The sequence below is a fragment of the Achromobacter sp. ACM02 genome (assembly GCF_014851605.1).
Lineage (GTDB): Bacteria > Pseudomonadota > Gammaproteobacteria > Burkholderiales > Burkholderiaceae_B > Achromobacter > Achromobacter aegrifaciens.
Genome location: NZ_JACUZY010000004.1, coordinates 508461 through 532805 on the forward strand (window position 1 = coordinate 508461; position 24345 = coordinate 532805).

Annotated in this window: 19 protein-coding genes; 4 read left to right on the forward strand and 15 right to left on the reverse strand. The window is 66.6% G+C overall.

All coding sequences use genetic code 11. The features are described 5' to 3' along the window. Positions 1–297 precede the first annotated feature (297 nt). The 4 genes from IB258_RS14865 to IB258_RS14880 are packed head-to-tail and all read left to right on the forward strand — an operon-like array spanning position 298 to position 4329. Positions 298–1734 carry a cytochrome ubiquinol oxidase subunit I gene (locus IB258_RS14865; protein WP_192352780.1) on the forward strand — a complete coding sequence of 479 codons (1437 nt, stop codon included), beginning with the start codon at positions 298–300 and terminating at the stop codon, positions 1732–1734. 4 nt (positions 1735–1738) lie between these two features. After that, positions 1739–2746 carry a cytochrome d ubiquinol oxidase subunit II gene (gene cydB, locus IB258_RS14870; RefSeq protein ID WP_125470129.1) on the forward strand — a complete coding sequence of 336 codons (1008 nt, stop codon included), beginning with the start codon at positions 1739–1741 and terminating at the stop codon, positions 2744–2746. Next, positions 2746–2889 carry a DUF2474 domain-containing protein gene (locus IB258_RS14875; protein WP_082400805.1) on the forward strand — a complete coding sequence of 48 codons (144 nt, stop codon included), beginning with the start codon at positions 2746–2748 and terminating at the stop codon, positions 2887–2889. Before cydB ends, IB258_RS14875 begins: the two co-directional genes overlap by 1 nt. A 27-nt stretch (positions 2890–2916) precedes the next feature. Continuing rightward, the gene (locus IB258_RS14880; RefSeq protein ID WP_054452025.1) at positions 2917–4329 is read left to right on the forward strand and encodes a PLP-dependent aminotransferase family protein; all 1413 of its coding nucleotides are present in this window, start codon (positions 2917–2919) and stop codon (positions 4327–4329) included. Positions 4330–4343: 14 nt separating this feature from the next. Here the strand turns inward: IB258_RS14880 and IB258_RS14885 are convergent, their stop codons facing one another. The 15 genes from IB258_RS14885 to IB258_RS14955 all read right to left on the reverse strand — a co-directional run bounded on the left by IB258_RS14885 (position 4344) and on the right by IB258_RS14955 (position 24327). Further along, a complete protein-coding gene (locus IB258_RS14885; RefSeq protein ID WP_054452026.1) occupies positions 4344–4907 on the reverse strand; it encodes a hypothetical protein in 564 nt (187 codons plus the stop codon). Positions 4908–4947: 40 nt separating this feature from the next. Further along, positions 4948–5922 carry a tripartite tricarboxylate transporter substrate binding protein gene (locus IB258_RS14890; RefSeq protein ID WP_192352781.1) on the reverse strand — a complete coding sequence of 325 codons (975 nt, stop codon included), beginning with the start codon at positions 5920–5922 and terminating at the stop codon, positions 4948–4950. Positions 5923–5996: 74 nt separating this feature from the next. Continuing rightward, positions 5997–7226, reverse strand: a complete 1230-nt coding sequence (tcuB, locus tag IB258_RS14895; RefSeq protein WP_225590387.1) for a tricarballylate utilization 4Fe-4S protein TcuB — start codon at positions 7224–7226, stop codon at positions 5997–5999. Next, the gene (gene tcuA / locus IB258_RS14900) at positions 7213–8628 is read right to left on the reverse strand and encodes an FAD-dependent tricarballylate dehydrogenase TcuA (RefSeq protein WP_125470132.1); all 1416 of its coding nucleotides are present in this window, start codon (positions 8626–8628) and stop codon (positions 7213–7215) included. Before tcuA ends, tcuB begins: the two co-directional genes overlap by 14 nt. A gap of 77 nt (positions 8629–8705) precedes the next feature. Continuing rightward, positions 8706–9632, reverse strand: coding sequence for a LysR family transcriptional regulator (locus IB258_RS14905; protein WP_175180575.1), 927 nt, complete (start codon positions 9630–9632; stop codon positions 8706–8708). A 63-nt stretch (positions 9633–9695) separates the two neighbouring features. Further along, a complete protein-coding gene (locus tag IB258_RS14910; protein ID WP_192352782.1) occupies positions 9696–10394 on the reverse strand; it encodes a glutathione S-transferase N-terminal domain-containing protein in 699 nt (232 codons plus the stop codon). Positions 10395–10474: 80 nt separating this feature from the next. Further along, positions 10475–11386: a DUF6708 domain-containing protein gene (locus tag IB258_RS14915; RefSeq protein WP_225588882.1), complete on the reverse strand. Its 912-nt coding sequence runs from the start codon at positions 11384–11386 to the stop codon at positions 10475–10477. A 17-nt stretch (positions 11387–11403) separates the two neighbouring features. Beyond that, positions 11404–14040, reverse strand: a complete 2637-nt coding sequence (locus IB258_RS14920) for a DUF4064 domain-containing protein (RefSeq protein WP_192352783.1) — start codon at positions 14038–14040, stop codon at positions 11404–11406. Beyond that, positions 14030–14875 carry a DUF4123 domain-containing protein gene (locus tag IB258_RS14925; protein ID WP_054452036.1) on the reverse strand — a complete coding sequence of 282 codons (846 nt, stop codon included), beginning with the start codon at positions 14873–14875 and terminating at the stop codon, positions 14030–14032. Before IB258_RS14925 ends, IB258_RS14920 begins: the two co-directional genes overlap by 11 nt. A gap of 17 nt (positions 14876–14892) precedes the next feature. Continuing rightward, complete coding sequence (locus tag IB258_RS14930; protein ID WP_192352784.1) at positions 14893–17595, reverse strand: type VI secretion system Vgr family protein; 2703 nt, start codon at positions 17593–17595, stop codon at positions 14893–14895. Between the two features lie 14 nt (positions 17596–17609). Continuing rightward, entirely contained in the window at positions 17610–20309 is a 2700-nt protein-coding gene (gene tssH / locus IB258_RS14935) for a type VI secretion system ATPase TssH (protein WP_119450353.1), read from the reverse strand. Between the two features lie 18 nt (positions 20310–20327). After that, positions 20328–21419, reverse strand: coding sequence for a type VI secretion system baseplate subunit TssG (gene tssG / locus IB258_RS14940; protein ID WP_175161300.1), 1092 nt, complete (start codon positions 21417–21419; stop codon positions 20328–20330). Beyond that, a complete protein-coding gene (tssF, locus tag IB258_RS14945) occupies positions 21383–23221 on the reverse strand; it encodes a type VI secretion system baseplate subunit TssF (protein ID WP_175161380.1) in 1839 nt (612 codons plus the stop codon). Before tssF ends, tssG begins: the two co-directional genes overlap by 37 nt. A 54-nt stretch (positions 23222–23275) precedes the next feature. Further along, positions 23276–23761 (reverse strand): type VI secretion system baseplate subunit TssE, encoded by a 486-nt coding sequence (gene tssE, locus IB258_RS14950; protein WP_054452040.1) that lies wholly within the window; start codon positions 23759–23761, stop codon positions 23276–23278. 62 nt (positions 23762–23823) lie between these two features. Beyond that, a complete protein-coding gene (locus IB258_RS14955) occupies positions 23824–24327 on the reverse strand; it encodes a type VI secretion system tube protein Hcp (RefSeq protein WP_006395404.1) in 504 nt (167 codons plus the stop codon). Positions 24328–24345: the final 18 nt, after the last annotated feature.

The following is a 24345-nucleotide window of genomic DNA, read 5'->3' on the forward strand; positions in this document are numbered from 1 at the left end:
CCGGCCTGGCGGGCTGCGCACTCAAAACCAGCGTATCAGGGGACGCACCCGCCTTTTCTGTGCTGCTTTTTTTGTAACTTCATCGTCTTCGCAAGACTTGCAGCACAGATGCTTTCCCTATGAAAAGCGCATTTTCTTCCGGCAATCCATCCAAACTGATCCGCTTTTTTATTCATTCTCTGAATCTGTACTGATCCAGGCTGCGGCTCTAACTTCACGGTGTAGGTCAAACACCCGTCAGCGCACGCCGTCTTGTGGCGGTTGAGGCGCGCTGGCGAAGAAGTCAGGAATACCGCCATGGATAGCGACGCGCTATTGCTTGCCCGAATACAGTTCGGCTTCACCATCTCGTTTCACATCATCTTCCCCGCCATCACCATCGGCCTGGCCAGCTATCTCGCCGTGCTGGAAGGCCTGTGGCTGCGCACGCGCAACACCGTCTACCGCGACCTCTACCATTTCTGGACCAAGATCTTTGCCGTCAACTTCGGGATGGGCGTGGTGTCCGGCCTCGTGATGGCGTATCAGTTCGGCACCAACTGGAGCTTCTTCTCCGATTTCGCCGGCAGCGTGACCGGGCCCTTGCTGGCCTATGAAGTGCTGACCGCCTTCTTCCTGGAAGCCGGCTTCCTGGGCGTGATGCTGTTCGGCTGGTCGCGCGTCGGGCCGGGCCTGCATTTCTTCTCGACCGTGATGGTGGCGCTGGGCACGCTGGTGTCCGCCACCTGGATCCTGGCCTCCAACAGCTGGATGCAGACGCCCGCCGGCTACGAAATCCTGGACGGCCGCGTGGTGCCCGCGGACTGGCTGGCCGTGATCTTCAATCCGTCCTTCCCCTACCGCCTGGCGCACATGGGCATCGCCGCGTTCCTGGCGACCGCGCTGATGGTGGGCGCATCCGGCGCCTGGCACATGTTGCGCGGCGACCGCAGCCCCGCCGTGAAGAAGATGTTCGCGATGGCCATGGGCATGCTGCTGCTGGTGGCCCCGCTGCAAGCCGTGGTGGGCGACTTCCATGGCCTGAACACGCTCAAGCACCAGCCCGCCAAGATCGCGGCCATCGAAGGCCATTGGGAAAACGAGCCTGGCGCTGGCGTGCCGCTGACACTGTTCGGCATCCCCGACATGGAGCGCGAGGAAACGCGCTACGCGGTCAACATTCCGCGCCTGGGCAGCCTGATCCTCACGCATAGCTGGGACGGCCAGTTCCCGGGTCTGAAGTCCTATCCGCCCGAAGACCGTCCCAATGCCACGGCCGTGTTCTGGTCGTTCCGCGTGATGGCGGGCCTGGGCATGCTGATGATCGCGCTCGCCCTCTGGGCCGCGTGGTCGCGCTGGCGTGGCCGGCTGTACGAATCGCGCTGGTTGCACCGGTTTGCGCTGTGGATGGGACCTTCCGGGCTGATCGCCATCCTGGCCGGCTGGTACGTGACGGAAATCGGCCGCCAGCCCTGGGTGGTGTACGGCGTCATGCGCACCGCCGACGCGGCCACGCCGCACGGACTGGGCGAACTGACGCTGACGCTGGCGCTGTTCGTGGTGGTGTACCTGCTGGTGTTCGGCGCCGGCGTCTCGTACATGCTGCGCCTGATCCGCATGGGCCCCAGCCCCGCCCCCGGCCACGCGCCGCTGTCGGGCGGCCCGGGAGAACCGCGCCAGCCCTCGCGGCCGCTGTCGGCCGCCTCCACCCTGGCGGGCATCGAGCCCGCGCAACGCAAGCATTCGGGAGTCTGAGGCCATGGGCATCGACCTTGCACTGGTATGGGCCGTCATCATCCTGTTCGGGGTGATGATGTACGTGATCATGGATGGCTTCGATCTGGGCATCGGCATCCTCTTTCCGCTGATCTCCGATCGCGAGGAACGCGACGTCATGGTCAACACCGTGGCGCCCGTGTGGGACGGCAACGAGACCTGGCTGGTGCTGGGCGGCGCCGGCCTGATGGCCGCGTTCCCGCTGGCCTACTCGGTGATCCTGAGCGCGCTGCACCTGCCGCTGGTATTCATGCTGCTGGGCCTGATCTTCCGCGGCGTGGCGTTCGAATTCCGCTTCAAGGCGGACGAGCATCACCGCCCGCTGTGGGACCGCGCCTTTGTGCTCGGTTCCGTGTGCGCCACGTTCTTCCAGGGCGTGACGCTGGGCGCCTACATCGAAGGCATCCCGGTCGTGGACCGCGCCTATCAAGGCGGCGCCTGGGACTGGATCAGCCCGTTCTCGCTCTTCACCGGGGCGGGGCTGGTGGTGGCTTACGCGCTGCTCGGCTGCACCTGGCTCATCATGAAGACCGAAGGCCGCCTGCATCGCCACATGTGCGACATCGCCCGTCCGCTCACGCTGCTGCTGCTGGCCGTGATCGCGGCGCTCAGCGTCTGGACGCCGCTGGCGCAGCCGCAGATCGCGCAGCGCTGGTTCAGCCTGCCCAACATGTTCTGGTTCCTGCCCGTGCCGCTGCTGGTCGCCGTGACCGGCTTCGATCTCATCCGCCGCGTCAAGGGCATGCCCAACGCCGGCCCCTTCGTGCTGTCGCTGGCGCTGCTGTTCCTGGGGTACAGCGGCCTGGGCATCAGCATCTGGCCCGCCATCATCCCGCCTGACGTGTCCATCTGGACCGCATCCGCGCCGCCGCAAAGCCTGGGCTTCGCGCTGGTGGGAGCGCTGGCGATCATTCCGATTATTCTCATGTACACCGCCTGGTCGTACTACGTGTTCCGGGGCAAGGTGCGCCTTGGCGAGGAGTTCCACTGATGAACGGCTCCCAATCCTCCCTGCCCTCATGGCGCAGCCGCCTGCTCTGGCTGGCGATGATCTGGGCATGCAGTGTCGCGGCCCTGGGCGTGGCGGCCTATGCGCTGCGCCTGGTGATGAGATCCATCGGCATGTCGACCTGAACCCGCTCCAAACAAACGGACCCGCCCATGAAGCGCTATGAACGGCTGACAGAAGAAATCACCGCCTCGATCCGATCGGGCCTGCTGCAGGCGGGCGACCGCCTGCCCTCGGTACGGCAGACCAGCGCCAGCCGCGGGGTCAGCCCGTCGACGGTGTTCAAGGCCTACTACCTGCTGGAAGCCCGCGGCCTGATCCGGGCGCGCGACCGCTCCGGCTATTACGTGCTGCGCGCGCCGCACGCCACGCTGCCGGAGCTGGACGGATTGTCCAGCGCCAGCGCCGGACGCCATCCGGTGGACGTCAGCGACAACGTGCTGCAGGTGCTCAACGCCACCCTGCGCCGCGACATGCTGCCCTTTGGCTCGGCCTTTCCCAACCCGTCGCTGCTGCCCTACGGACGCCTGGCGAAGTTCATGGCGGCCACGGTGCAGCGCCTGGACCCCTGGGGCTCGATCGACGACCTCAGTCCGGGCGACGCGGCGCTGCGCCGCGCCATCGCGCTGCGCTACCTGGCCGACGGCATGTCGGTGCCGGTGGACGACATCATCATCACCAACGGCGCGCTGGACGCGCTGAACCTTAGCCTGGCGGCGGTCACCGAGCCCGGCGACGCGGTCATCGTGGAATCCCCCACCTTCTACGCCGCGCTGCAATCGCTGGAGCGCAACCACCTGCACGCCATCGAAGTGGCCACGCATCCGCGCGAAGGCATAGACCTGCGGGCGCTGGAGCAGGCCATCCTGCGCCACCGCCCCAAAGCCTGCTGGCTCATGACCACCTTCCAGAACCCGCTGGGCAGCCTGATGCCCGACGACAAGAAGGAAGCGCTGGTGCGGTTGCTTGCAAGCCACGACGTGGCGTTGATCGAAGACGACGTCTACGGCGAGCTGTACTTCGGCGAGCAGCGTCCGCGCCCCGCCAAGGCCTACGATCGCGATGGCATCGTCATGCACTGCTCTTCGTTCTCCAAGACCCTGGCGCCGGGCTACCGCGTGGGCTGGGTGGCCGCCGGCCGCTACACGCGGCGCATCATGCGCAACAAGCTCACCACCAGCCTGGCCACCGCCGCGCCCACCCAGGCGGCCATCGCAGCCTATCTGGAAAAAGGCGGCTTCGACCGTCACCTGCGGCAATTCCGCCAGGCGCTGGCCCAGCAGCAAGGGGAACTGCTGCAAGCCATCGCCCGCTACTTCCCCAAGGGCACGCGCGCCACGCGACCGCTGGGCGGCTACTTCGTGTGGGTGGAGCTGCCGGCCCATATCGACACGCTCAAGGTGCACCGCGCCGCGCTGGGACACGGCATCAGCATCGCCCCGGGTCCGCTGTTTTCAGCGTCAGGCGCCTTCGGCAACTTCCTGAGGCTGAACGGCGGCCATCCCTGGAATCCCGAAATGGAGCAAGGCATGGCGACACTGGGCAAGCTGCTGGCGGGCGGCTGATCCGCGAGCGTCGTTCAGCGGCGCCTTCTCGCGGCCTCCAGATCGCTGCGCAAGGACGCAGCGTCCGGCCGCAGGGGCAGCGCCAGGACGCCCTTGCGGTCGATGGCGCCCCAATCGCCGCCGACCATCACGGAATGCTCGCCATCCTGCACGCTGACGCAATGGCTGCACACTGCGGCCAGACCGCCGCTGAAAGGCTCAGCCCACGCATAGGAGGTGGCCAGCGCCAGGTCCAGCTGCTTGTCGTAGTAGGCCATGCCTTCCGGCCTGCGCCCGCGCGCCAGCCCTTCCTCGAACTCGTCCGGGCCGTTGTCGTAGGTAATCACGGACACCGACCGGCCATCCGGCCGCACCCAACGCCAGCCAGCGACGGCCGCGGGCGCCAGGCCATCGGCGCCGAACTGCATGCGGCGCAAGATTTCGGGGTTGAAGACGATGCCGCCGCCGTCCTCGCGGGCGCACTGTTCCGCGTGGCCGAATGCGCCTTCGTCGGTCTTGTCCGCATAGAAGCAGGAAAGTTCGAAGGCAGCCGCGTTGCCCGTTGCCAGGGCCAGCGTGGTGAGCAGGGCAATAAGCATGCGTCATTCTAGGACACTGCCCCGCTCTACGCCGCCGGTATCAGTTCGCCGTGGCGCCCGAATCCTTGACGGCCTTGGCCCAGGCCGCGATCTCGCTCTGGATGAAGGCGCCAAACGCCGCCGTGTTCAGGCTGGAGGACTGCGCGCCCTCTTCCATCAGGCGCTGCTTGACCGCAGGCGCGGCCAGCGCGCCGCTCAACGCCTGGTTCAGCGTGGCGACCACCGCGTCCGGCGTGCCCGCCGGCGCAACGATGCCGTGCCACGACACGGCCTGAAAGCCCGGCAGGCCCGATTCCGCCATGGTGGGGATATCCGTCATGGCGGGCGAACGCTGCGGCGAGGTAACCGCCAGCGCGCGCAGCGTGCCGGCCTTTACGTGCGGCAGCACGCCGGGAATGGTCGTGAACATGAAGTCGATCTGGCCGCCGATCAGGTCGGTGATGGCCGGACTGCCGCCCTTGTAGGGGATGTGCGTGAACTGGAGCTTCGCGGCGCTCTTGAACATCTCGCCGGCCAGATGGCCAGGCGTGCCCGCGCCGGCCGAGCCCATGTTGATCTTGTCGCCCTGCGAACGGATGTAGGCAACCAGCTCCTGCACATTGGCAGCCTGCACCTGCTTGCCCACCACCAGCACATTGGGCACGGTGGCCAGCAGCGTCACGGGCGTGAAGTCCTTCACCGCATCGTACGAAATCCGCGAGTACAAGGACGGATTGATGCCGTGCGTGCTGGCAGTTGCCAAGAGCAGCGTGTAGCCGTCCGGCGCGGACATCGCCACCTGCTTGGCGGCGATGGTGCCGTTGGCACCGCCCTTGTTGTCGATGACGATGGTTTGCCCCAGCGTCTTCGCCGCCTCCGCCGCAACGGTGCGCGCCAGGATATCCGAGGTGCCGCCCGCGGAATGCGGCACCACCAGCGTGATCGGCTTCGAGGGGAAGGACTGGGCTTGCGCCGGCAAGGCCGGCAGCAGACAGGCGGCCAGCGCGGCACGCGCCAGCAAGGAAGTGCGGAACATTGAAGTCTCCTGGTTTGTTGTCGGTCGCGGCGCCGTCGACGGACGCCGTCATGGCCGCGCGGCTGCGCGGTGCTTCAATCCGAGCCCAGTTGCAGCTTGTTGGGCTGGCGTTTCTCGATGGCCCACTTCAACAACGCGGCCGAACGATAGATACCGTGGGCGAACTTGCCGTAGGGCAGCGTCAGGAATAGCGCCATCACCACGCCCAGGTGAATCGCCAGCAGCAGCGCCATCGCGCCGCCGTCGCGGCCGGCCAGCAAGGCCAGGCCCGTGGCGCTGGTCAGGAACAGCAGCGCAATGAAGCCGCGGTCCATGGGCTTTTGCGCCGCGTCGCCCTGCTGCGGATGACGCTTAAGGTTCAACCACAGCAGTCCCGCGGGTCCGATCAACAGGCCGACGCCGCCTGCCGTACCCAGCAGCACAGGCGCGCTCCAGAAGGGATACGGCGCCTGCTGGTCCAGCAGATAGTGATACAGCGTCGCCACGCTGGTGGCGGCGAAACACAGCATGAAGCCGTAGAACGTGAAGTGATGGAAGCGGCGGCGCCACAAGGTGAAGGCGTCGTCCGCGTTGTTGCAGCCCTTGCCATGCCCCCCATCCAGGTAGCGCAGGCGCAGGGCGTCATGCGCCGCTTCCGCCACTGCAGCGCCTGTGGCCGCGCCTGGACTGACATTGCGCCAGAAGCGCGTCACGCCCACGCCCAGCGCCAGCATCGCAAAGCCGAACACCGCGCCGAACATCAGCGCCAGCGTGTTGTGCGGGAATACGGCATAGAAGTTGCCGCCCATGGGCTCATGCAGCAGCCCGCCCCCCATCAGCGCCGCCAGGGCCAGGAACAGCGCCAGGCCTGCGGCCGTCGCCAGCGACAGGGCCAGGCCGTTGCGCTTGTACAGCCTGCCCAACACGGGCGGCCAGGCGTAGTCGGTGTACGTCTGCATCCGCACCCGCGCCATGGATTGCGGCACGTTCACCGCGAACTCGTGCGGCGGCGCGTACTGGCAGGCATGCAGACAGGCGCCGCAGTTGTGGCACAGGTTGGCCAGGTAGTTCAAGTCGGCCTTGCCGAATTCCAGGCGACGGGTCATGGCGGGAAACACCGCACAGAATCCTTCGCAATAGCGGCAGGCGTTGCAGATCTGCATGACGCGGGCGACTTCGGTTTCATCGCCCGTCAGCAGATCCGCCCGGCGTTCGGCCTGTTTGCCATGCCAGCGCACCGGCTGCTCTGCCATGACGGGCGCTGCCTCGCCATGCTGCGTGGAAAAGGACTGGGCCTCGCGGGCCAGGGCTTCAAGCTGCTTCATGTCGTGCTTCCGCGTTATGCCGGCCGCGCGCGGCGGCGGCGGCCCGGGTGCCGGCGATGCGGCCGAAGGCCGTGCCGATGGACATCCCCACCCCGGCCGTATAGCCCTTGCCCAGCACATTGCCTGCCATCATTTCGCCCGCGACGAACAGGTTGTCGCTGGGCACGTCGCTGAACCGGACCGCGGCGGTGTCGTCCACCTTCAGGCCCAGGTAGGTAAAGGTGATGCCGGGCCGCAAGGCATAGCCATAGAACGGCGCCGTGTCGATGGGCCGCGCCCAGTGCGTCTTGGCCGGCGCCAGGCCTTCGGTATGGCAGTCGTCCAGCGCCGTATGGTCGAACTTGCCGACGCGGCAGGCCGCGTTGTAGTCGCGCACGGTCTGCTCGAAGACCGCCGGGTCCAGCCCCAGCTTCACCGCCAGTTCCGGCAAGGTGTCGGCCTGCACGCCCGGGAACACCGGCGGCATGAAGCGGCCCACGGCCTTGGCGTCAATGATGGAATAGGCGATCTGGCCCGGCTGCATGGCTGTCAGGCGGCCCCAGATCGCGTAGCGCTTGGGCCAGAAGTCCTCGCCCTCGTCGTAGAAGCGCCTGGCCTCCCGGTTGACCACCACGCCCAGCGACACGCAATCGATGCGCGTGCAGATGCCGCCGTCGTACAGCGGCGCGCGCGCATCGATTGCCACGCAATGCGACTGCGACGGATCGCCGATGCTGTCCGCGCCGGCGTCCAGCATGAACTTCAGCAGCACGCCCATGTTGTAGCGCGTGCCGCGGATCAGGAAATTGTCGGCCGGCCATTCGCCGCGCTCGTTCTGGCCCCAGGCTTCGCGCAGCCATTCGCGGTTGGATTCGAAGCCGCCGGCCGCCAGCACGCAGGCGCGCGCCTCGATGCGCTCATGGCCGATGCGCGCCGCCACGAAGCGCCCTTCCTCCAGCTCCAGCGAGTCGACCGGCGCGTCGTAGCGGATCTGCACGCCCAGCGCTTCGGCGCTGCGATAGTAGGCGTTGACCAGGGCCTTGCCGCCGCCCATGAAGAAGGCGTTGGTGCGCGCCACGTGCAGCGCGCCGGACAAGGGCGGCTGGAAGTTCACGCCATGGCGGCGCATCCAGTCGCGACAGGTGGAGGACTCGCGGATGACCAGCCGCGCCAGATGCTCGTTGGTCAGCCCGCCCGTCACCTTGAGCAGATCCTGCCAGTATTCTTCCTCGGGATAGGCCTCGACCAGCACGTCCTGCGGCGCGTCGTGCATGCAGCGCAGATTGCGCGTGTGCTGCGAATTGCCGCCGCGCCATTCGCGCGGCGCCGCTTCCAGCAGCAGCACGCTGGCGCCGGCCTCGCGCGCCATCAGGGCCGCGCACAGCGCCGCGTTGCCCCCTCCCACCACCAAGACGTCGACCATGCCATCGTTCCTCTTCCAAGGAACGGACTGTAGCGAGCGGCAGCGCCCGCCGATATCAGCCAGCCGTCAACAGGTCTTCATGAATCGTGAAGAGCCACCACCGGCCATTTGCCCTCGCGCGCCAGCGTGCGCGACACGTCGGCCAGCACCAGGCGGGCGGCCAGCGCCGCGGGTGACAGCTCGTCCTCGGACAGGCTGGCCAGCAGATTGGGGCGGTACAGGTGCGCGTCGTCGATGCGCGCCATGTGCAGCTGGCCCGGCGCGATCCGGGCCATGGCGGAACTGGGCTGGATGGTGGCCACGTGGCCCAGTTGCACCACGTCCATCAGCACTGGCAGGCCGTCCACCTCCACCGCCACAAGCGGCGTGCGGCCCGATTGCTGATACGCGTTGTTGACCAGCGCCCGCAGCCCGTGGCGTCCACTGGGCAGGACCAGAGGCAGATGCGCAATGGCCTCGATGCGCGTGGTCTCGCCGGCAGGCAAACCCGCCATGTCCGGCCGCGCCAGCAGGAACAGCGGCTCGTCCAGCAAGGGCGTCACGCTCCAGCGGCGCGCGGATTCCGCCTGGAACACGATGGCCAGGTCCAGCATGCGGCCGTTGAGCATGTCGCTCAGATGGCCCGACAGCGCCTCCACCAGATGCAGGCGGATGTCGGGATAGCGCTCGTTCATGGCCTGCACGAAGGGCGCGCCCAGGATGGCGGCGGTGGTGGAAGGCAGGCCCACACTGACGTGGCCTGCCAGCCTGGCCTGCTGCGCGGCATGTACCGCATCGTCGGCGTGGCGCAACGCCAATTGCGCCTGACGGAAGAACGCCAAGCCCGCATCGGTGGGCTCCACGCCGCTGGCGCTGCGCCGCAGCAGCCGCGTGGACAGCTCGCCCTCCAGCCGGCTGATCTGTTGGCTGAGCGCCGAGGTCACCATGCCTATGGACTGCGCGGCGCGGCCGATGCTGCCCGCCTCCACGACGCGGACGAAGTAACGCAGTTGGCGCAGTTCCATGGGCGGCCCCGGCTTTCCAGAAGGGATGACAGGGCCGATTGTAGAGGCAGGGTACGCGCGGCGTTATCCGGGGATCGTCAGGCCCCTGGCCACCGCAGGACGCGCCACGAAGGCTTCCAGCACCCGGGCGACATTATTGAAGCGCGAGAACTCCACCAGCTCGCCCGCGCCGTAGAAACCCACCAGGTTGCGCACCCAGGGCAGGATGGCGATGTCGGCGATGGTGTACTCGTCGCCCATCACCCAGTCACGGCCTTCCAGGCGCTGGTCCAGCACGTTCAAGAGGCGCTTGGATTCTTCCGCGTAGCGGTCGCGCGGGCGCTTGTCTTCATAGTCCTTGCCCGCGAACTTGTGGAAGAAGCCCAGCTGGCCGAACATCGGGCCGATGCCGCCCATCTGGAACATGACCCATTGCAGGGTCTCGTAGCGCCCCGCCGTATCCGCCGGCAGGAACTTGCCCGCCTTGCTGGCCAGGTAGATCAGGATGGCGCCGGACTCGAACAGGCCCAGCGGCTTGCCCTCGGGACCATTGGGATCGAGGATGGCCGGGATCTTGTTGTTCGGGCTGAGCGACAGGAATTCGGGCGAAAACTGGTCTTTGGCGTCGAAGCTGACCCGGTGGACCTCGTAGGGCAGCCCGGTTTCCTCCAGCAGGATCGACACCTTCACGCCATTGGGCGTGGGCAGCGAATACAGCTGGATGCGGTCGGGGTGCCGGGCGGGCCACTTCTTGGTGATGGGAAAGGCGCTGAGGTCGGTCATGCGGGGGCTCCAGGGAGGGGCGGAAAGGTCGGGGTAATCCTAGCGCAAATCCGGTCCGCCGCGCCGCCGGATGAAATCCCCTAGCGCAGGTCTTCGGGATTCATCGACGCATCGCGCACGTACTTGTCGCCCGGCTCAGGTTGCAGCGTGGCCTCGATCTCCGGCGGAAACGCCGGGATCTTGCTGGTCTGCATCACCGCCCAGCGCATGATGGCATGCAGGTAGTTGAAGGGCACCATGACCAAATACATGAGGCCAGGGCTCTGCGCATCATTGGCGAAGATGCGTTCCTTGCTGAAGGCGAAACTCTCGCGCTTGCCGTCGACGGGCATGCAGTACAGGACCGCATCCAGCACCGCCTGAGGACCCTCTTCCATGTACCGGCGCAGGAACTCCCAGTGGGAATAGGCATTTTCGACGCGGCTGGTGGCGATGCAAAAGGCGAAGGTGTCCTGCACCGTGACGCCGTCCTCGGCCAGGATCAGGCCGCGTATGTCCCAGTTGAGCCAGCCGAACGTGCCCTTGCCCCGGCCCAGCGTGAAGTAAATCTTGTCCCAGGGCGCCGTCAAGACGGTGCCATTCAGCCGGAACACGTGTACCAGCCGGCGCTTGCGATCCAGCGCGATGGGATAGTAGGTCCAACGGAACATCTCCTTGCACGCAATCCAGACGCCAGCCAAGCCCAGCATGGCGAACATCGCCATTCCGATGAAGATCGCTTCCCAGAGACCGTTCTCATTGGGCAGATCGCCCGCTACCAGAATCCAGGCCAGCATCAGGATGCCACCCACACCAAAGGCGATTCCTATGGCGCCGATCAGTGCAATAAAGCCTCGCCAGCCATACCAGCGATCCACCGACAGCAGGCTGTTGGAATTCATCTTCACGACGCAGAGCTGCGCCAGCAGCGGCACATCGAGACGCTTCTTTTGCAGCAAGCGATGCTCGCGGTCGAACTCCGAAAGCGGACGATCGTTAGGGAACCTGGACATCAGTCCCGTAAAGTCCATCACGACCCTCCCAAGGCCACGCGCAGGCTGTTCATCTCTTGCTGCACCCCATAGTAGTAATCGGCCCCGGCCTGTCCCTGCAGTTTCCCCCACAGACAGCGCTTCAGCCATTCATCGATCTTGTTGCCCTTGAACTTCTCTATCAATATCGCCACGATGATCAGGAGCACCGCCGCGATCAGGCCCACGACCGTGGCCGACAGGGCGAACGCTCCGATGACAACCAGGCTGAGGATACCCGAGGCAAGGTAAAGCCCGCCCATCAAGCCGTTCTTTTCAATCGTGAATTGGTCCGCGGCAGATTTGAAATCGAACACGGCCATGATGACGCCAGTGACGACGCCTATGCGGCCGCCCCATCGCACCAGCAGAGAACCGGTGGTTTCAAGTCCCACCCCAATCCCCAGCCGCATACCCGCGGCCTGCCGGCTCTTGAGCGCCACGCCCAGTACGTCGGCCACCGAGCCGCCCGCCGACGCGATGCCGACCACGAACTTCCAGCTCGCGTCGCTGCGTTCGTGAGGCATGGCCGATTCCAGGTCGCTCCAGAGCTTGTACACCGCCACAGTCTGGAACAGGCAGCCGACGACGCCGACACGGACGTCCGTGTTGATCGCGGTGCGCCAGCGCGACAGTTCCCGGGCTTCGTATTCCTCGACCGTCATGGTGGTCTGCGCCAAGGCCCTGGCCCTATCCGCGGCCCGCAGGTCCGTTGACACATTGGCGGCAGCGTCCCTGTCCACCAGCATGAACCAGCGCTTCTTGTCGGTGCCCTCCAGCTGTTCGCCGCGCACCTCCAACCGCCGCAGCTCGTCCGCCACCGCCTGCTCCATCTGGCGCATGCTCACCTGGCTGCCATGCTGGCGCAGTACCTCGCGGATCAGCGCGGCGCGGAAAGCCTTCTTGCCGCCCTCGACTTCCACGATCGCCACGTTCTGCCGCGCCAGCAGGCCCACGTACATCGCCAGCTTGCGCGCGATGCCGCTATCCACGCCCAGCCTGAGCACATGCACAACCGGCCCCATGACCTGCTCCAGCAGGCGCGCGGTCTTGTCCATCTGACCTTCGCTCAGCACCTTGAGCCCGGTCTTGTAGGCCTCGTGCAGATTGCCCCAGGGGATGGCCTTCCAGTCGAGCGCCGCTTCGTGCGCCTCGACCACCTTCTTGACCACGAAATCCTGGTTGTGGAACATGGCGCGCAGCAACAGGTTGCGCGTGTCGTCCGGTTCCCCCTGTAGCCAGTCCGCATACTGCTTGAAGCAAATGCGCTTGTCCTGGGTTCCGTCGATGCACAACGCAAGAACCGTCTGGTAAACCGCACCGCTATCCGCGTTATTGGAGTCGTAGTTGCATTCGAACGAATCGAGCGTTTTCTGGCAGGTGATCCACGCCACGTGCGCCTTCGCCAAGGGCACGATGGTCGCCGCGTCGAATTGCGCCAAGCGCTCGTCGAATCCCTTCTGCCATGCCCTGCGCGCGTTCTCGTCGTAATTGTCGAAGTACTTCGACCAGGCTTCCCAGCGCACCTTGCCGCGCTCGGCCTCGGTCGGATGGCGATAGTCCTCCGCCTCGGCCATGCGCTGCTTCTTGTTCTCCGGCATCAGCCAGTCCGCCAGCATCTGGCCTACCGCCAGCCCCCCGGCCCCCGACCCTCCCGGGCCGGCTCCCATACTCGGAGTCGTGGTCCCATAGACCGTATGGTTGGTGGCATCCCGGCCTCTTTGCTCCAGGAACTCGCTCTCGGCCGACTGCATGATGATTTCGCTAAGAGACTCGATGGACTTCGACACGGTCAGGGGACGCAGGTCCTCCTTGTTCGATACGAAGTCGTCGAAGCGTATGCGCATCAGCCGCGCGAGATCCTGCAGGATTCCGGTGCTGTCCGGCAGCGCCAGCATCAGGCCCTTGCCGGGCAGGAAGGCCTCCGCGGCGTTCTCGATCATTTCCCCCATCCAGCCCTTCACGTCGTAATAGCCGACGGTGCTCCAACCCAGCAACTGCTGCTTCTGATGTTGATCCAGGTCGCGCTTGCGATGCACCTGGTAGTCCGCGGCCGTATCCTTCAGGGTGTTGATGCTCTTGGCATTGGCGTGCTTGCCGCTGCTGAGCCAGGCCTGCACATCGAACTTGAACATGTGCCGCTCGCGCATATCGGCGCCCTTCTTGCCCTTGTGCGCCTTGCACACGTCCTTGGTCCACTGCACGTCCGAAAACGCCAACCATACGAATGTCGCTTTTTTGGCGTTCGGAATAGTCAGCAGCGAAGCCTTGGCTTCGTGGTCCATCGTGCAAGTAAAGGTCCGGTCGCAGTCCTGCACCGGCTTGTCGAGATCAAAGTTGTACAGCGTGGCGTTTTCGTTGACGTAGTAGCCCTTCAGCTCAGAGCGCGCCTCGTCATAGACGTACAGATAGCCCGGACGCAGCAGCCGCACGCCATAGCGCGCGCTGTCACCCAGGGGCCGCTCTGCCAGCTGCAGCGTGTTCAGGTCGCCGTCCAGCGCCGCAAAGGCACCGTCGTTCTTCAGCACCGCGTAGCGCAGCGGCATGATGGGCAGGCCGATCCGGTGAAACGGGCAATCCTCTCCGCAATCCAGCGACGAGCGCTTCTTCCCGCAGTTCTTTGCATCATCGGCCATCGGGCTCTCCAGTTCGTTCCATATCCGCGCGCACGCTGGACCAGTCCTCATCGGACAGGTCCTGGACCGCAGCAAGGTAGGGGTAATCATCTTCGGGCTGCATTGCTGCCAGGCAGGCGCGGACCCGCTCGTGGCGGTGGAAGGCGGGGTGCACGTCCAGGGCATGCCGTGCAAACGCCTTGCGTTCCTGCGCGGTCGCCAGGCCCAGTTCGCGGGCCGTGCGGAAATGCGCCATCACCTTCTGGCCCAAGGCGACGCGCCCTTCGGGCTCCAGCGTATCCAGGTCCGACAGCACTTCATTCAGGGCCTGCACCTGGGTCAAGGCGAAGGACTGATCCACGCTCAGCTTCGGACGCGCCGCCCCCTCGGCGTCGGGGCGCGCCACCGCACGCCATGCGCCATCCAGGTGGAACACGAAGCGCTGCACCGGCCCGCAAAGCCAGACCAGCTGCGCCGGGTCCAACATCCATGGCAGCTGGACCAAAACGCGCGGATCAAAAAAGCGGAAAAAGCACGGGCCCTGTCCCGCGATGTCGACGATCATCCGCGAGCGCAGATGCGCGGCGACGGCATCGGCGGGCTGATCGGACTGCAACAGCAGCCCCAGCCAGAGATCCTCGCCATCGAGCAAGGCCTGGTTCAGGCTAGCCAGCGCCTGCGCCTTGTCCGCCGCTGGCATTGCGGTCAGGTCCACCAACCGGGGCATGAGTCCCGGCATTTTCCGTAGCGCCGGCGGCACCAGGGCTTCGGCCTGGACGCAGGCCGGCACGCCGGCCGTCCGCTCGTCCTGGATGAGGCCAAAGCCATGGGCGCTGAAAGCCTGGTAATCGAGCATGCCGCCTTCCTCCCGCCTCAACCCAGCGGCACCACGGCGCCGCCGCGCTGGGCCGCGCCGCGCACGCGCGCTTCGCACAAGGGGCTGGCTTCGTTGAAGACCAGGTTCGCCTGGCTGCTTTCCGGGCCGACCCAGTTATGCACGCCGGCCTTCAGCTCGACCTTCCCCGGCGCATGGAGCTGAATGCCGCCGCCTTCCACCCGCACATAGGCGCCGCCGGCCGTCGCCAGCACGCGCTTGGCCGCCTGCACCGTCACGCCGGCCTGCGCCGACGCGAAGGTCACCGCCTTTTCCGCGGACAGAGTCATCTTGGCATCCTGACTGTGCAGGCGCAGCTTGCCGCCCGCCGCATGCAGCAGCAGCCCCTGGCCCTGCACCGGGCTGCCGCCGGACGCCTTGCGGCCAAGCGTGAACAACACCGCGCCGCCGGCCACGCCCACCGCCAGGTTGGCGCTGCTGACCCAGTTCACGTCCGGCGCCACCTGCGCCAACGACGCCCCGGCCGCCAGGAAGGCGTCGGCCGGCGTGTATTGGCCGATGCCGCTGGGCGCGCTCACCTGCAACTGTGGTTCGCTATAGGCGGCAACGGGCTCGCCCTCGGGCGCGTCCTGCTTCGCGTCGATCACCTCCAGGACGTGCTTCAATGCATCCTGCGCCGGCAGTGTTTCCGGATCGTCTTCCAGCACCGCCTTCTGTCGCGCTGCCGCCTGCGCCAACTCCTCCGCTGAACGCGCCGCCCGCTCGATCTGCTTGGCCGCTTCCGAGCTGTCCAGCAACGCACCCTCGGCGTTCCCGCGCAGGTCCGCGCTGATCAGCAGACCGGAGCCGCCGCGCAGCGCCACCGCCTCTCGGGTCGACAGTTCCGCGCCGTGGCCCAGGTCCTGCAGTCTTTCGTTGTCGCGCTGCTGCTTGATATGGCCCAGGTTCAGGCGGCTCTCGGCCTGCGTGGTCGAAGCCGTCAGACGCGACTGTCCGGGCGTGTCGTCGTGCACCAGCTGGTTGTAGCCGCCGGTGCCCTGGCCGCTGCTGGCCAGCGCCTGCGTCTTGAAACCGGACATCACCACGTTGTGCGCATGACCGTCGGCGCCGCCCGCGAACCAGGCGGGCGCGTTGCCGGTGGCGTTGGCGGCGCCGCCTTGCACCTGGTTATGCGCGGCGTCCTCGGCGCCTGCGCCGTTGTAGAGCGCGCCCACCACCACGGGGCGGTCGATGTCGCCGTGCAGGAACTCGACCAGCACTTCCTGGCCGACGCGCGGCACGAAGTTCCCGCCCCAGTCACCGCCCGCCACGGACTCCGCCACCCGCACCCACGTGCCAAGTTCGTCCTTGGCCGGCGCGTTCTCGTCGCCCGAAGGATGCTCCAGGCGGCTGCTGGAAGCCTTGCCGCGTTGCCAATGGAACTGCACCTTGACGCGGTGATCGCGGTCGGTGTGCACCGGCGCCTCGGCGCCCACCACCAGCGCGGTCTGCGCGCCGTACACGGTGGGCCGCGGATGCAGGCGTTCGCCGTGCCCGTCGCGCGTGGCCTTGCGGAATTCCGTATCGATGCCGATGCAGGTAAAGGTATTGCGGTAGAAGTCGGCCTCGGCTGCCTGCGGACCGGTCTCGCCCAGCGCCTCGCGCACGGCGCGGCCCAGGTCCTCGTCGAAGTTGTTGCGGGCCTCGTGCCGCACGGCGATCGCCACATAGGCGGCCCCGCCCTGCTGATAATGCCCGGTCAGCTCAAAGCGCTGGCCCGGCGCCAGCGTGCGCACCGTGCCCGCGCCTTCGCAGCTTTCCTGGCCCACGCGCAGCGCGGCCAGCGCGATGTGCGCCAGGCGTTCGCCCTGCGCACTGTCCTCGTAGGCGTACTGGCCGGGATAGTCATTGACGACCAGATCCATCGCGCCCTTCGCGCCGCCGCCATCGACCTGGGCCGCCACCGGCCTGGCCTGGGCGCTGCGGTAGTCCCAGCTGGCCATGCGCACCGCATTGGTTTGCCAGCGTGCGCGCCGGCTCCATTGCTGGATGCTGTCCTCGGTCTCCGTCACGTCGGCGCGCGCGAAGCGCACGCTGGCCTGCGGGCCGGGCTGAAAGGCGCCGTTGTGGTCGGCAATGATCAGCGTGTGGCTGCCCTCGCCTTCGCCGGCCTCATGCTCCACCCAGTAAAACAGGCCTTCTTCGGCCAGCAGGCGCTCGACGAAGGCATGATCGGTTTCGCGATACTGCACGGTGAGGCTGCGCTTGGCGTAGGCGGCGCGGTCCTTCACCACCCAGCGCCATTGCGGCGCCAGCCCCCCCTGGTCCTTGTAATCGCCGAAGATGCTGTCGACGATTTCAATGACTGTCTTGTCCTGATAGGCAAAGCTGTCGCGGCGCGCGCGCAGAAACGCGAGCCAGGGCTCCAGCGTCAATCCATAGCGCGCCAGCCCGCCGTTGGCGCCCTGGAACTCGGCCGCCATGATGTAGCCATTCCAGACACGGGGCTGTTCGCGGCCCAGCGCGGTCTGCAGGCGCAGCGTCGCCGGCTTGCCCAGCAGTTCGGACAAGGGGATGCCGGCATCGTCCGACAGCGCCGTCAGTTCCAGCCGGAACGCGCCGTCCGACAGGGTCTCCGTGGCGGACAGCGTTTCCGCGACGAGCCGGTTGGCGCCCAGCGGCGTGCGCAGGTCCAGCAAACGGTTGGCCTGGTCGACCGACGCGATCGACATTCGGGAAAGGCCGGCATTATCCATCGGCATGTCAGGCTCCGGCGTCAGGCAAGGCGGTAACGGAAATCGCCGTTCTTGCCGGCGGTAACGCGGATGCGGGCGATGGCCTCGCCCTGCGCCATGCGGCCCAGCACCTGTTCCGCGATTTGCGGCAACAGCGTGCCATTCAGGATGTGGTCGACGTTGCGCGCCCCCGTATCCACCTCGGTGCAGCGCGCCAGCACGGCCTCCACCAGCGCCTCGTCCCATTCGAAGACGGCGCGGTGATTGGCCTGGACCCGCTGCGCGATGCGGCCGAGCTTCAGCCCGATGATGCGGGCCAGCGCGTCGTCGTCAACCGGGTAATAGGCGATGGTCTTCATGCGGCCCAGGAAGGCGGGCTTGAAGGCCTTGTACAGCTGCGGCGCCAACAGTTCCTGCAAGGCCTCGGGATCGGGCCGTTCCTCCGCGCTCTTGTTCAGGCACGCCTGCATGATGGCCGAGGACCCGACATTGGAGGTCAGGATGATGAGCGTGTTGCGGAAATCGATTTCGCGGCCTTCGGCGTCGTCCATCACGCCCTTGTCGAACACCTGGAAGAACAGCTCCAGCACGTCCGGATGAGCCTTCTCGATTTCGTCCAGCAGCACCACGCTGTAGGGCTGGCGGCGCACCGCCTCGGTCAGCACGCCGCCCTCGCCGTAGCCCACGTAGCCCGGCGGCGAGCCCTTCAGGCCCGATACGCTGTGGGCTTCCTGGTACTCGCTCATGTTGATGGTGACCAGCTTGCGTTCGCCGCCATACAGCACGTCGGCCACGGCCAGCGCGGTCTCGGTCTTGCCCACGCCCGAGGGGCCAATGAAGAGGAACACGCCCTTGGGTTTGTTCGGGTCCTCCAGGCCGGCGCGCGCGGTGCGCACGCGCTGCGCGATGGCGTGCAAGGCATGGTCCTGGCCGATGACGCGTTCGGCCAGCAGGGGCTGCAGTTCCAGCACCGTGCGGATTTCGTCGTTGACCATACGGCCCAGCGGAATGCCAGTCCAGGCCGACACGATCTCGGCGATGACCTGCGCGTCCACGAAGGCCGGCACCAACGGCGCCTCGCCCTGCAAGGCGCGCAGTTGCTGCTGCAGTTCGGCCAGTTGCGCCTGGCCGGGCGTGGCGACGGGTTCGGCCGCCTTGCCCGAGCGGCGCTTGCCGGCGGGTTCCGGCGTCACGTCCGTTCCCGCCGCTTCCAGTTCCTCGCGCAGCGCGTGGATCTGCCTGACCAGCTCGCTTTCCTGCTCCAGCCGCGCTTCCGCGTCCGTCAACGCGGCGCGCGTGGCGTCCATTTCCTGATCCAGTTCGCGCAGGCGCGCGGATTGCGCCGCGCCCGCCGCGGCTTCGCGGCGCAGGGCGGCGCGTTCGGTCTCCAGGCGCGCCAGGCGGTGGCGCGCGTCATCGATCAGTGCCGGCGTGGCGCTGCGGCCCAAGGCCACGCGCGCGCAGGCCGTGTCCAGCACACTGACGGCCTTGTCCGGCAGCTGGCGGCCGCTGATATAGCGGTGCGACAGACGCGCGGCGGCCACGATGGCCTCGTCCAGCACGCGCACGCCGAAGTGCTGCTCCATCAGCGGCGCCATGCCGCGCAGCATGCTGGCGGCCAGCTCCTCGCTGGGTTCTTCCACCTTCACGACCTGGAAGCGGCGCGCCAGCGCGGCGTCCTTCTCAAAGTACTTCTTGTATTCGCTCCAGGTGGTGGCGGCGATGGTGCGCAGTTCACCGCGCGCCAGCGCCGGCTTGAGCAGGTTGGCTGCATCGTTCTGCCCGGCCTGTCCGCCCGCGCCTATCATGGTGTGGGCTTCGTCGATGAACAGGATGATGGGCGTGGAGCTCTGCTTGACCTCATCGATCACGTTCTTCAGGCGGTTCTCGAATTCGCCCTTGACGCTGGCGCCGGCCTGCAACAGGCCCATGTCCAGCGTGCGCAGGGCCACGCCCGCCAGCGCCGGCGGCACGTCGCCCGCCACGATGCGCAGCGCCAGCCCCTCGACCACCGCGGTCTTGCCCACGCCGGCCTCGCCGGTCAGGATGGGATTGTTCTGGCGGCGACGCGTCAGGATGTCGATCATCTGGCGGATTTCGGCATCGCGCCCGATCACCGGATCGATCTTGCCTTCGCGCGCGCGCTCGGTCAGGTTGGCGGTGTATTGGTCGAGCGCCGGCGTCTTGGACAGGCCGGCAGCAGGGGCCGCGCCGTCCTGGGCAGCGTCCGCCGCCGGACTGTCGCCCAGCGCCACCGACTGGCCCGCCTCTTCGGAGCCCGCCGTCAGCGCGGCGAAATCGTGCTTCAGTTCATCCAGCCTGAACGATTCGAACAGGCGCGAACCGCGGCGCGCCAACTGGGCCAGGTCGGGCTCGGTCAGCAAGGCCAGCAGCAGATGGCCGGAACGGATGCGCGTGGTCTGCGTGTCCAGCGAAGCGATCAGCCAGGCATGTTCGAACAGCCGCGGCAGATGCGGCGAAAACACCGGCGTGCGGGTGTTGCCATTCTTGAAGCCGCGGATCTCGGCATTCAGGTCCGCTTCCAGCACCGAAGCCTCGATACCGCTGCGCCGCGCCACGATGCTGAAATCGCTGGCCGGCTTTTCCAGCAGCGCCAAAAACAGGTGTTCCAGGTCCACCTCATAGTGCCCCTGGGCCATGCACAGGCTGGCGGCGCGCTCGGCCGCCTGGCGGCAGGTCTGGTTGAGCTTTCCAATCAGGGTCTTCAAGGGTGTGGCCATATTCCAGGTCGTCTAGTCTCAATGTATGGTGTGCAATTCGTAGCTGGCGTCATCGCGGTCCGATGCCACCGCTTCGGTGCAAAGAAAGGAGTTCCAGCCCAGACGCGCGCCGCCGCCTTCGCCCAGCACGCTGCCGCCCACGTCTTCCTTGGCCATCACCAGCCGCACTTCGTATTCGAAGCTCATGCCGCCGAACATGGTCAGGAGTTTCTCCAGCGCCTGGGCACGCGCGCCGCCGGGCAGGAAGTCGGTGAACGCGTCCTTGGACAAGGGGCCGATCCACAGCCGGATGCGCATGTCGCGCTGCCAGATGCGGTCGCCGGCCATGGCCGACACGCCTAGCACCGCGCCAGGCATGCCCAGCTGCGTGCGGTTCTGCGGCGGCACGTGATACCAGCGCCCGACGAACTGCTCCACCCGCAGCGGCACCTGGAAGTAGTCCGCCAGTACCCGTTGCAGGTAGGCCGCCGATACCGGCCGTTGGCGCGCGGCCGCGGCGTAGTGCGCCAGCGATTCGTCGAACACCCGACCCTGCCCCGACTGCAGGCGGTCGCGCAGCGCCGGATGGCCGATGCCGCCCAGCGCCAGCAGCAGCGGCAGGTAATGGTGGTCCTGTTCGGTCTCGTGCCGCACCGGCATGCGGTACTTCTTCCAGGCCGCGTAGAACAGCGCCGCCGCCCGGTTGGAGAAGATATCGAAGAAGGCGCGGGCGCCGCGGTCGCGCCGCGAGCTCTCGCGCGTGCTCAGGATCTCGGTGTAATGCAGCGGCATGGCGCCCTGTGCGCCCAACAGGCCAAAGAAGGCCGGTTCGATCTCCACTCGTCCCAGGTTGCCCGCTGCCAGCGCCGCCAGCCGCGCTTCGGTGTCTTCCAGCGCCTGGCCCTGCTTGTCATAGGCTGTCAGCGCGGCGATCTCGCTGGCGGGAAAGCCCAGCGAAGACGAGTTCAGGAAGCGCAGGTGCGCGGGCACGGCATTGCGCGCGCGGCTGCCTTCCTGCCGCGCGAACCACGACTCCAGCACCCGCACGGCCTGGAAGAACTTGAAGCGCTGCGGCTCGGCCAGCAGCGATTCGATTACGCTAGGATCGCGTCGCCGTTGCATGGAGCGCACCGTAGGATTTCTTCCGCGCCGCGGCGCGACAGCACAACCAGCTGCACGAAGCTGTTGGCATGCACGTATAGGCCGAAAAAGCGGTTGATCACCGCCACGAAGGCATGCAGGCTGGTGCCGACGAAGTTGTCTTCGTTGATCGTCAGCCGGATCTCGATGCCGCGCACGAAGGTCGCGAACGGCTCGCCGGGCATCCAGTGCGTGGCAGGCTTGTAGTCCAGGCCGACCAGCCCTTCTATCTGGCGCGCCGCCACCGCGGAGTGCGACAGGTCATACAGCCGCAGCGTCTCTTTCAACGCAGGCAGGCCGCTGTGGACCAGCGACAGGTGGTTCAGAGCCAGATGCGAAATAAGGCGCCAGTGCGCCGCCCGCCCCTGCTGGAAGCGATGCGTGTGCGTCGGCCGGCGCAACATGCGGATCTCACGCGCGATCGAGCCGCCCTCCAGGAACAGGTCCCCGCCCGGCTGTCCCACCGCCAGATGCGCGGGCAGGTCACGGTTGGTGCAGGTCAGTTCCAGGCTGAGGGTCTCGGTCTGCGGCAGCGAGGGATCGAAATCGATGTCGACGATAGACAGCTCCATTTCGTAGCCTGGGCTGCGCTCGGCCACCATGGCATTGCGCCGCGCCGTCCAGTAGTGACCGGCGCCCTCGGGCGTTTCGCCATGATGCAGCGAATAGAAGGGTCGGAATTCCACCACCGAATCGCCCTGCATGTTCTGCCGCACCTGGCGCACGCGGTCGATCGAATAGATCTCGTAGCCATAGGCGCGGCGCGCGTCGGCCACCACCGGATAGGACGCCTGCGCATGGGTGACGCGGATGGGATCGGCGCGTTGCGCGAACAGGTTGACCACGGGCGTGCAGCCCAGCCGGAAATTGTCCGCGGAGGCCGACTCCAGCAGGCGCGCCGTGTTCGAATCCGCGCGCACGCCCTTCAATGCCAGATGCAGGGTGATTTCACGCACCGGCCCTGCCGCGCGCCTGAGCGCCGCGAGGTCGATGTCCACGAAGTTGAATTTCTCGGAGAACGCGAAGTACTCCGCCAGCAGCCGGTAGGCGGGATGCGAGCTGGCCGGGAAGTCGATCAGGGCTTCGTCCTCGGACAGCCCCACCTCCGCCAGCGGCACATCCTGCATGCGGTTCCAGCGGCCCGGCTGCGTTTCAAGATAGGCCGCGGCGGTGCGCAGGAACAGGCAGTCCCGCAGCGCGGCTACGAATGAGGGCTCGCCATGCAGGTATACGCGCAGGCGGTCCACCGCCAGGGTGGAAAAATTCTGGGTTTCTGCCAGGCAGGCCAGCGTCAGCGACAACCGGCCCGTCACGCCCGCCGGCAGGCTGGCTGCAGACGGTGCATTGGCCGTGGCCGCGAACACCGCCTGGCGTACGCTCACCGGCGCCAGGGTCACGTCATACGCCGTGCGGAAACGGCACGCCACGCCGCGCACGGGATGCGACTTCAATTCCGTGCCGCGCGCCATGCGCACCGGCGCGGTCAGCTGCGAGGCCATGCCGCCCATGTCGAACTGCGCCACCGAGCACGAAGGGAACGGGCGCAGGTAATGCGGGTACATGACCTCGAACAACGCTTCCGTGAATTCCGGATAATCGTCGTCCAGTTTCTTGTTGATGCGTGCGCCCAGCAGCGCGAACGATTCGATCATCCGCTCGACGTGCGGATCCTCGCAGGTTTCGCCGGATAGCCCGAGCCGCGCGGCGATCTTGGGATAGCGCTGCGCAAAATCGCGCGACGAACCGCGCAGAAAGCCCAGTTCGCGTTCGTAGTAAGGCAGCAGTTCTTCCATCTTTCCCTTCTTCGCCGGCGGCGTGCCGCCGGCGCCCGCGTGCATGGTTTGTTATCAGGCGGCCGCCGCGGCCTTGGCCCGGCCCTTGCTCACCGAGTACTGCAAGGTGGACGGCTGCAGCGTCGCGTCGAACGTGACCGGCTCATGCGCAGGCCCCACGTCCAGCATCGCGGTAATCGCGAAATACAGCACCGAGGTCGCGCGGCTGTCCACCTGCAGCAACACCCGCACATGCGTCAGGCGCGGCTCATGGCGGGCGATCGCCTGCTCCAGCGACCGGCAGATGAACTCGCGGTCGTAGTGACTGGCCAGGCTCAGGCCGGAAAAATCCGACAAGCCATAGGTCAGGATGGACCGCTGGCAGTTCGGAAAGCGCTTGAGCGAGTCTTCTGTGAAGACCATGCGCGTATTGAGCAGGGCCTCGATGTCGCGCGCGACCGTTTCCTTGATTTCTTCCACCGACAGGCGTCGCAACGCATGCGGTGTCTGCCCGTCGCCGTCGAACAACTTGTCGAACAGGCTGGGTTCGAATCCCTTCATCGCGGCCTCATTGAGCAAAGGCGCCGGACCGGCCGGGGCCTTTGCCGTTCATGCGGTCAGGTTCAGACCGAGTACGTCTTGTCGTTCTTGGTGAGGCTCCATGCGCCCTGGGCGTTGCCGCCCTGGTTGCCGCCCACCTTCTGCTGCGTGTACTTCCACTGCACGGCGGCGTACTTCAGCGAGAACGATTCGTGCGGCAGGCCTTCGCTGACGACTTCCGGCGCCACGCGCGAGATGATCACGTACTTGAGCTTGATTTCCAGGTACTTGACGCGGTTGCCTTCGCCGTCGGCGCGCAGGAAATCGATGGTCACTTCGTCGAACGTCGTGCCGCCGGAAGCGTGCTGATACAGCAGCGGGCTGACCACGTCCAGGTCCTTGGTGAAGACCATCTCGCCATGCTCGGTGCGCTCGGCGGTGTGGCCGCCGGAGGTGGAGGCGGTAGCCGAACGCGGCTGGATGATTTCATGGCGCCACGATCCGACTTCGATCCAGTCCGGATGGTCCTTGTCCTGCGACTCGCCCTTGAGTGCGGGGTTGCCGAATTTGACGTAGATGTCCTTCATTAATAGCCTCTCTGGTTA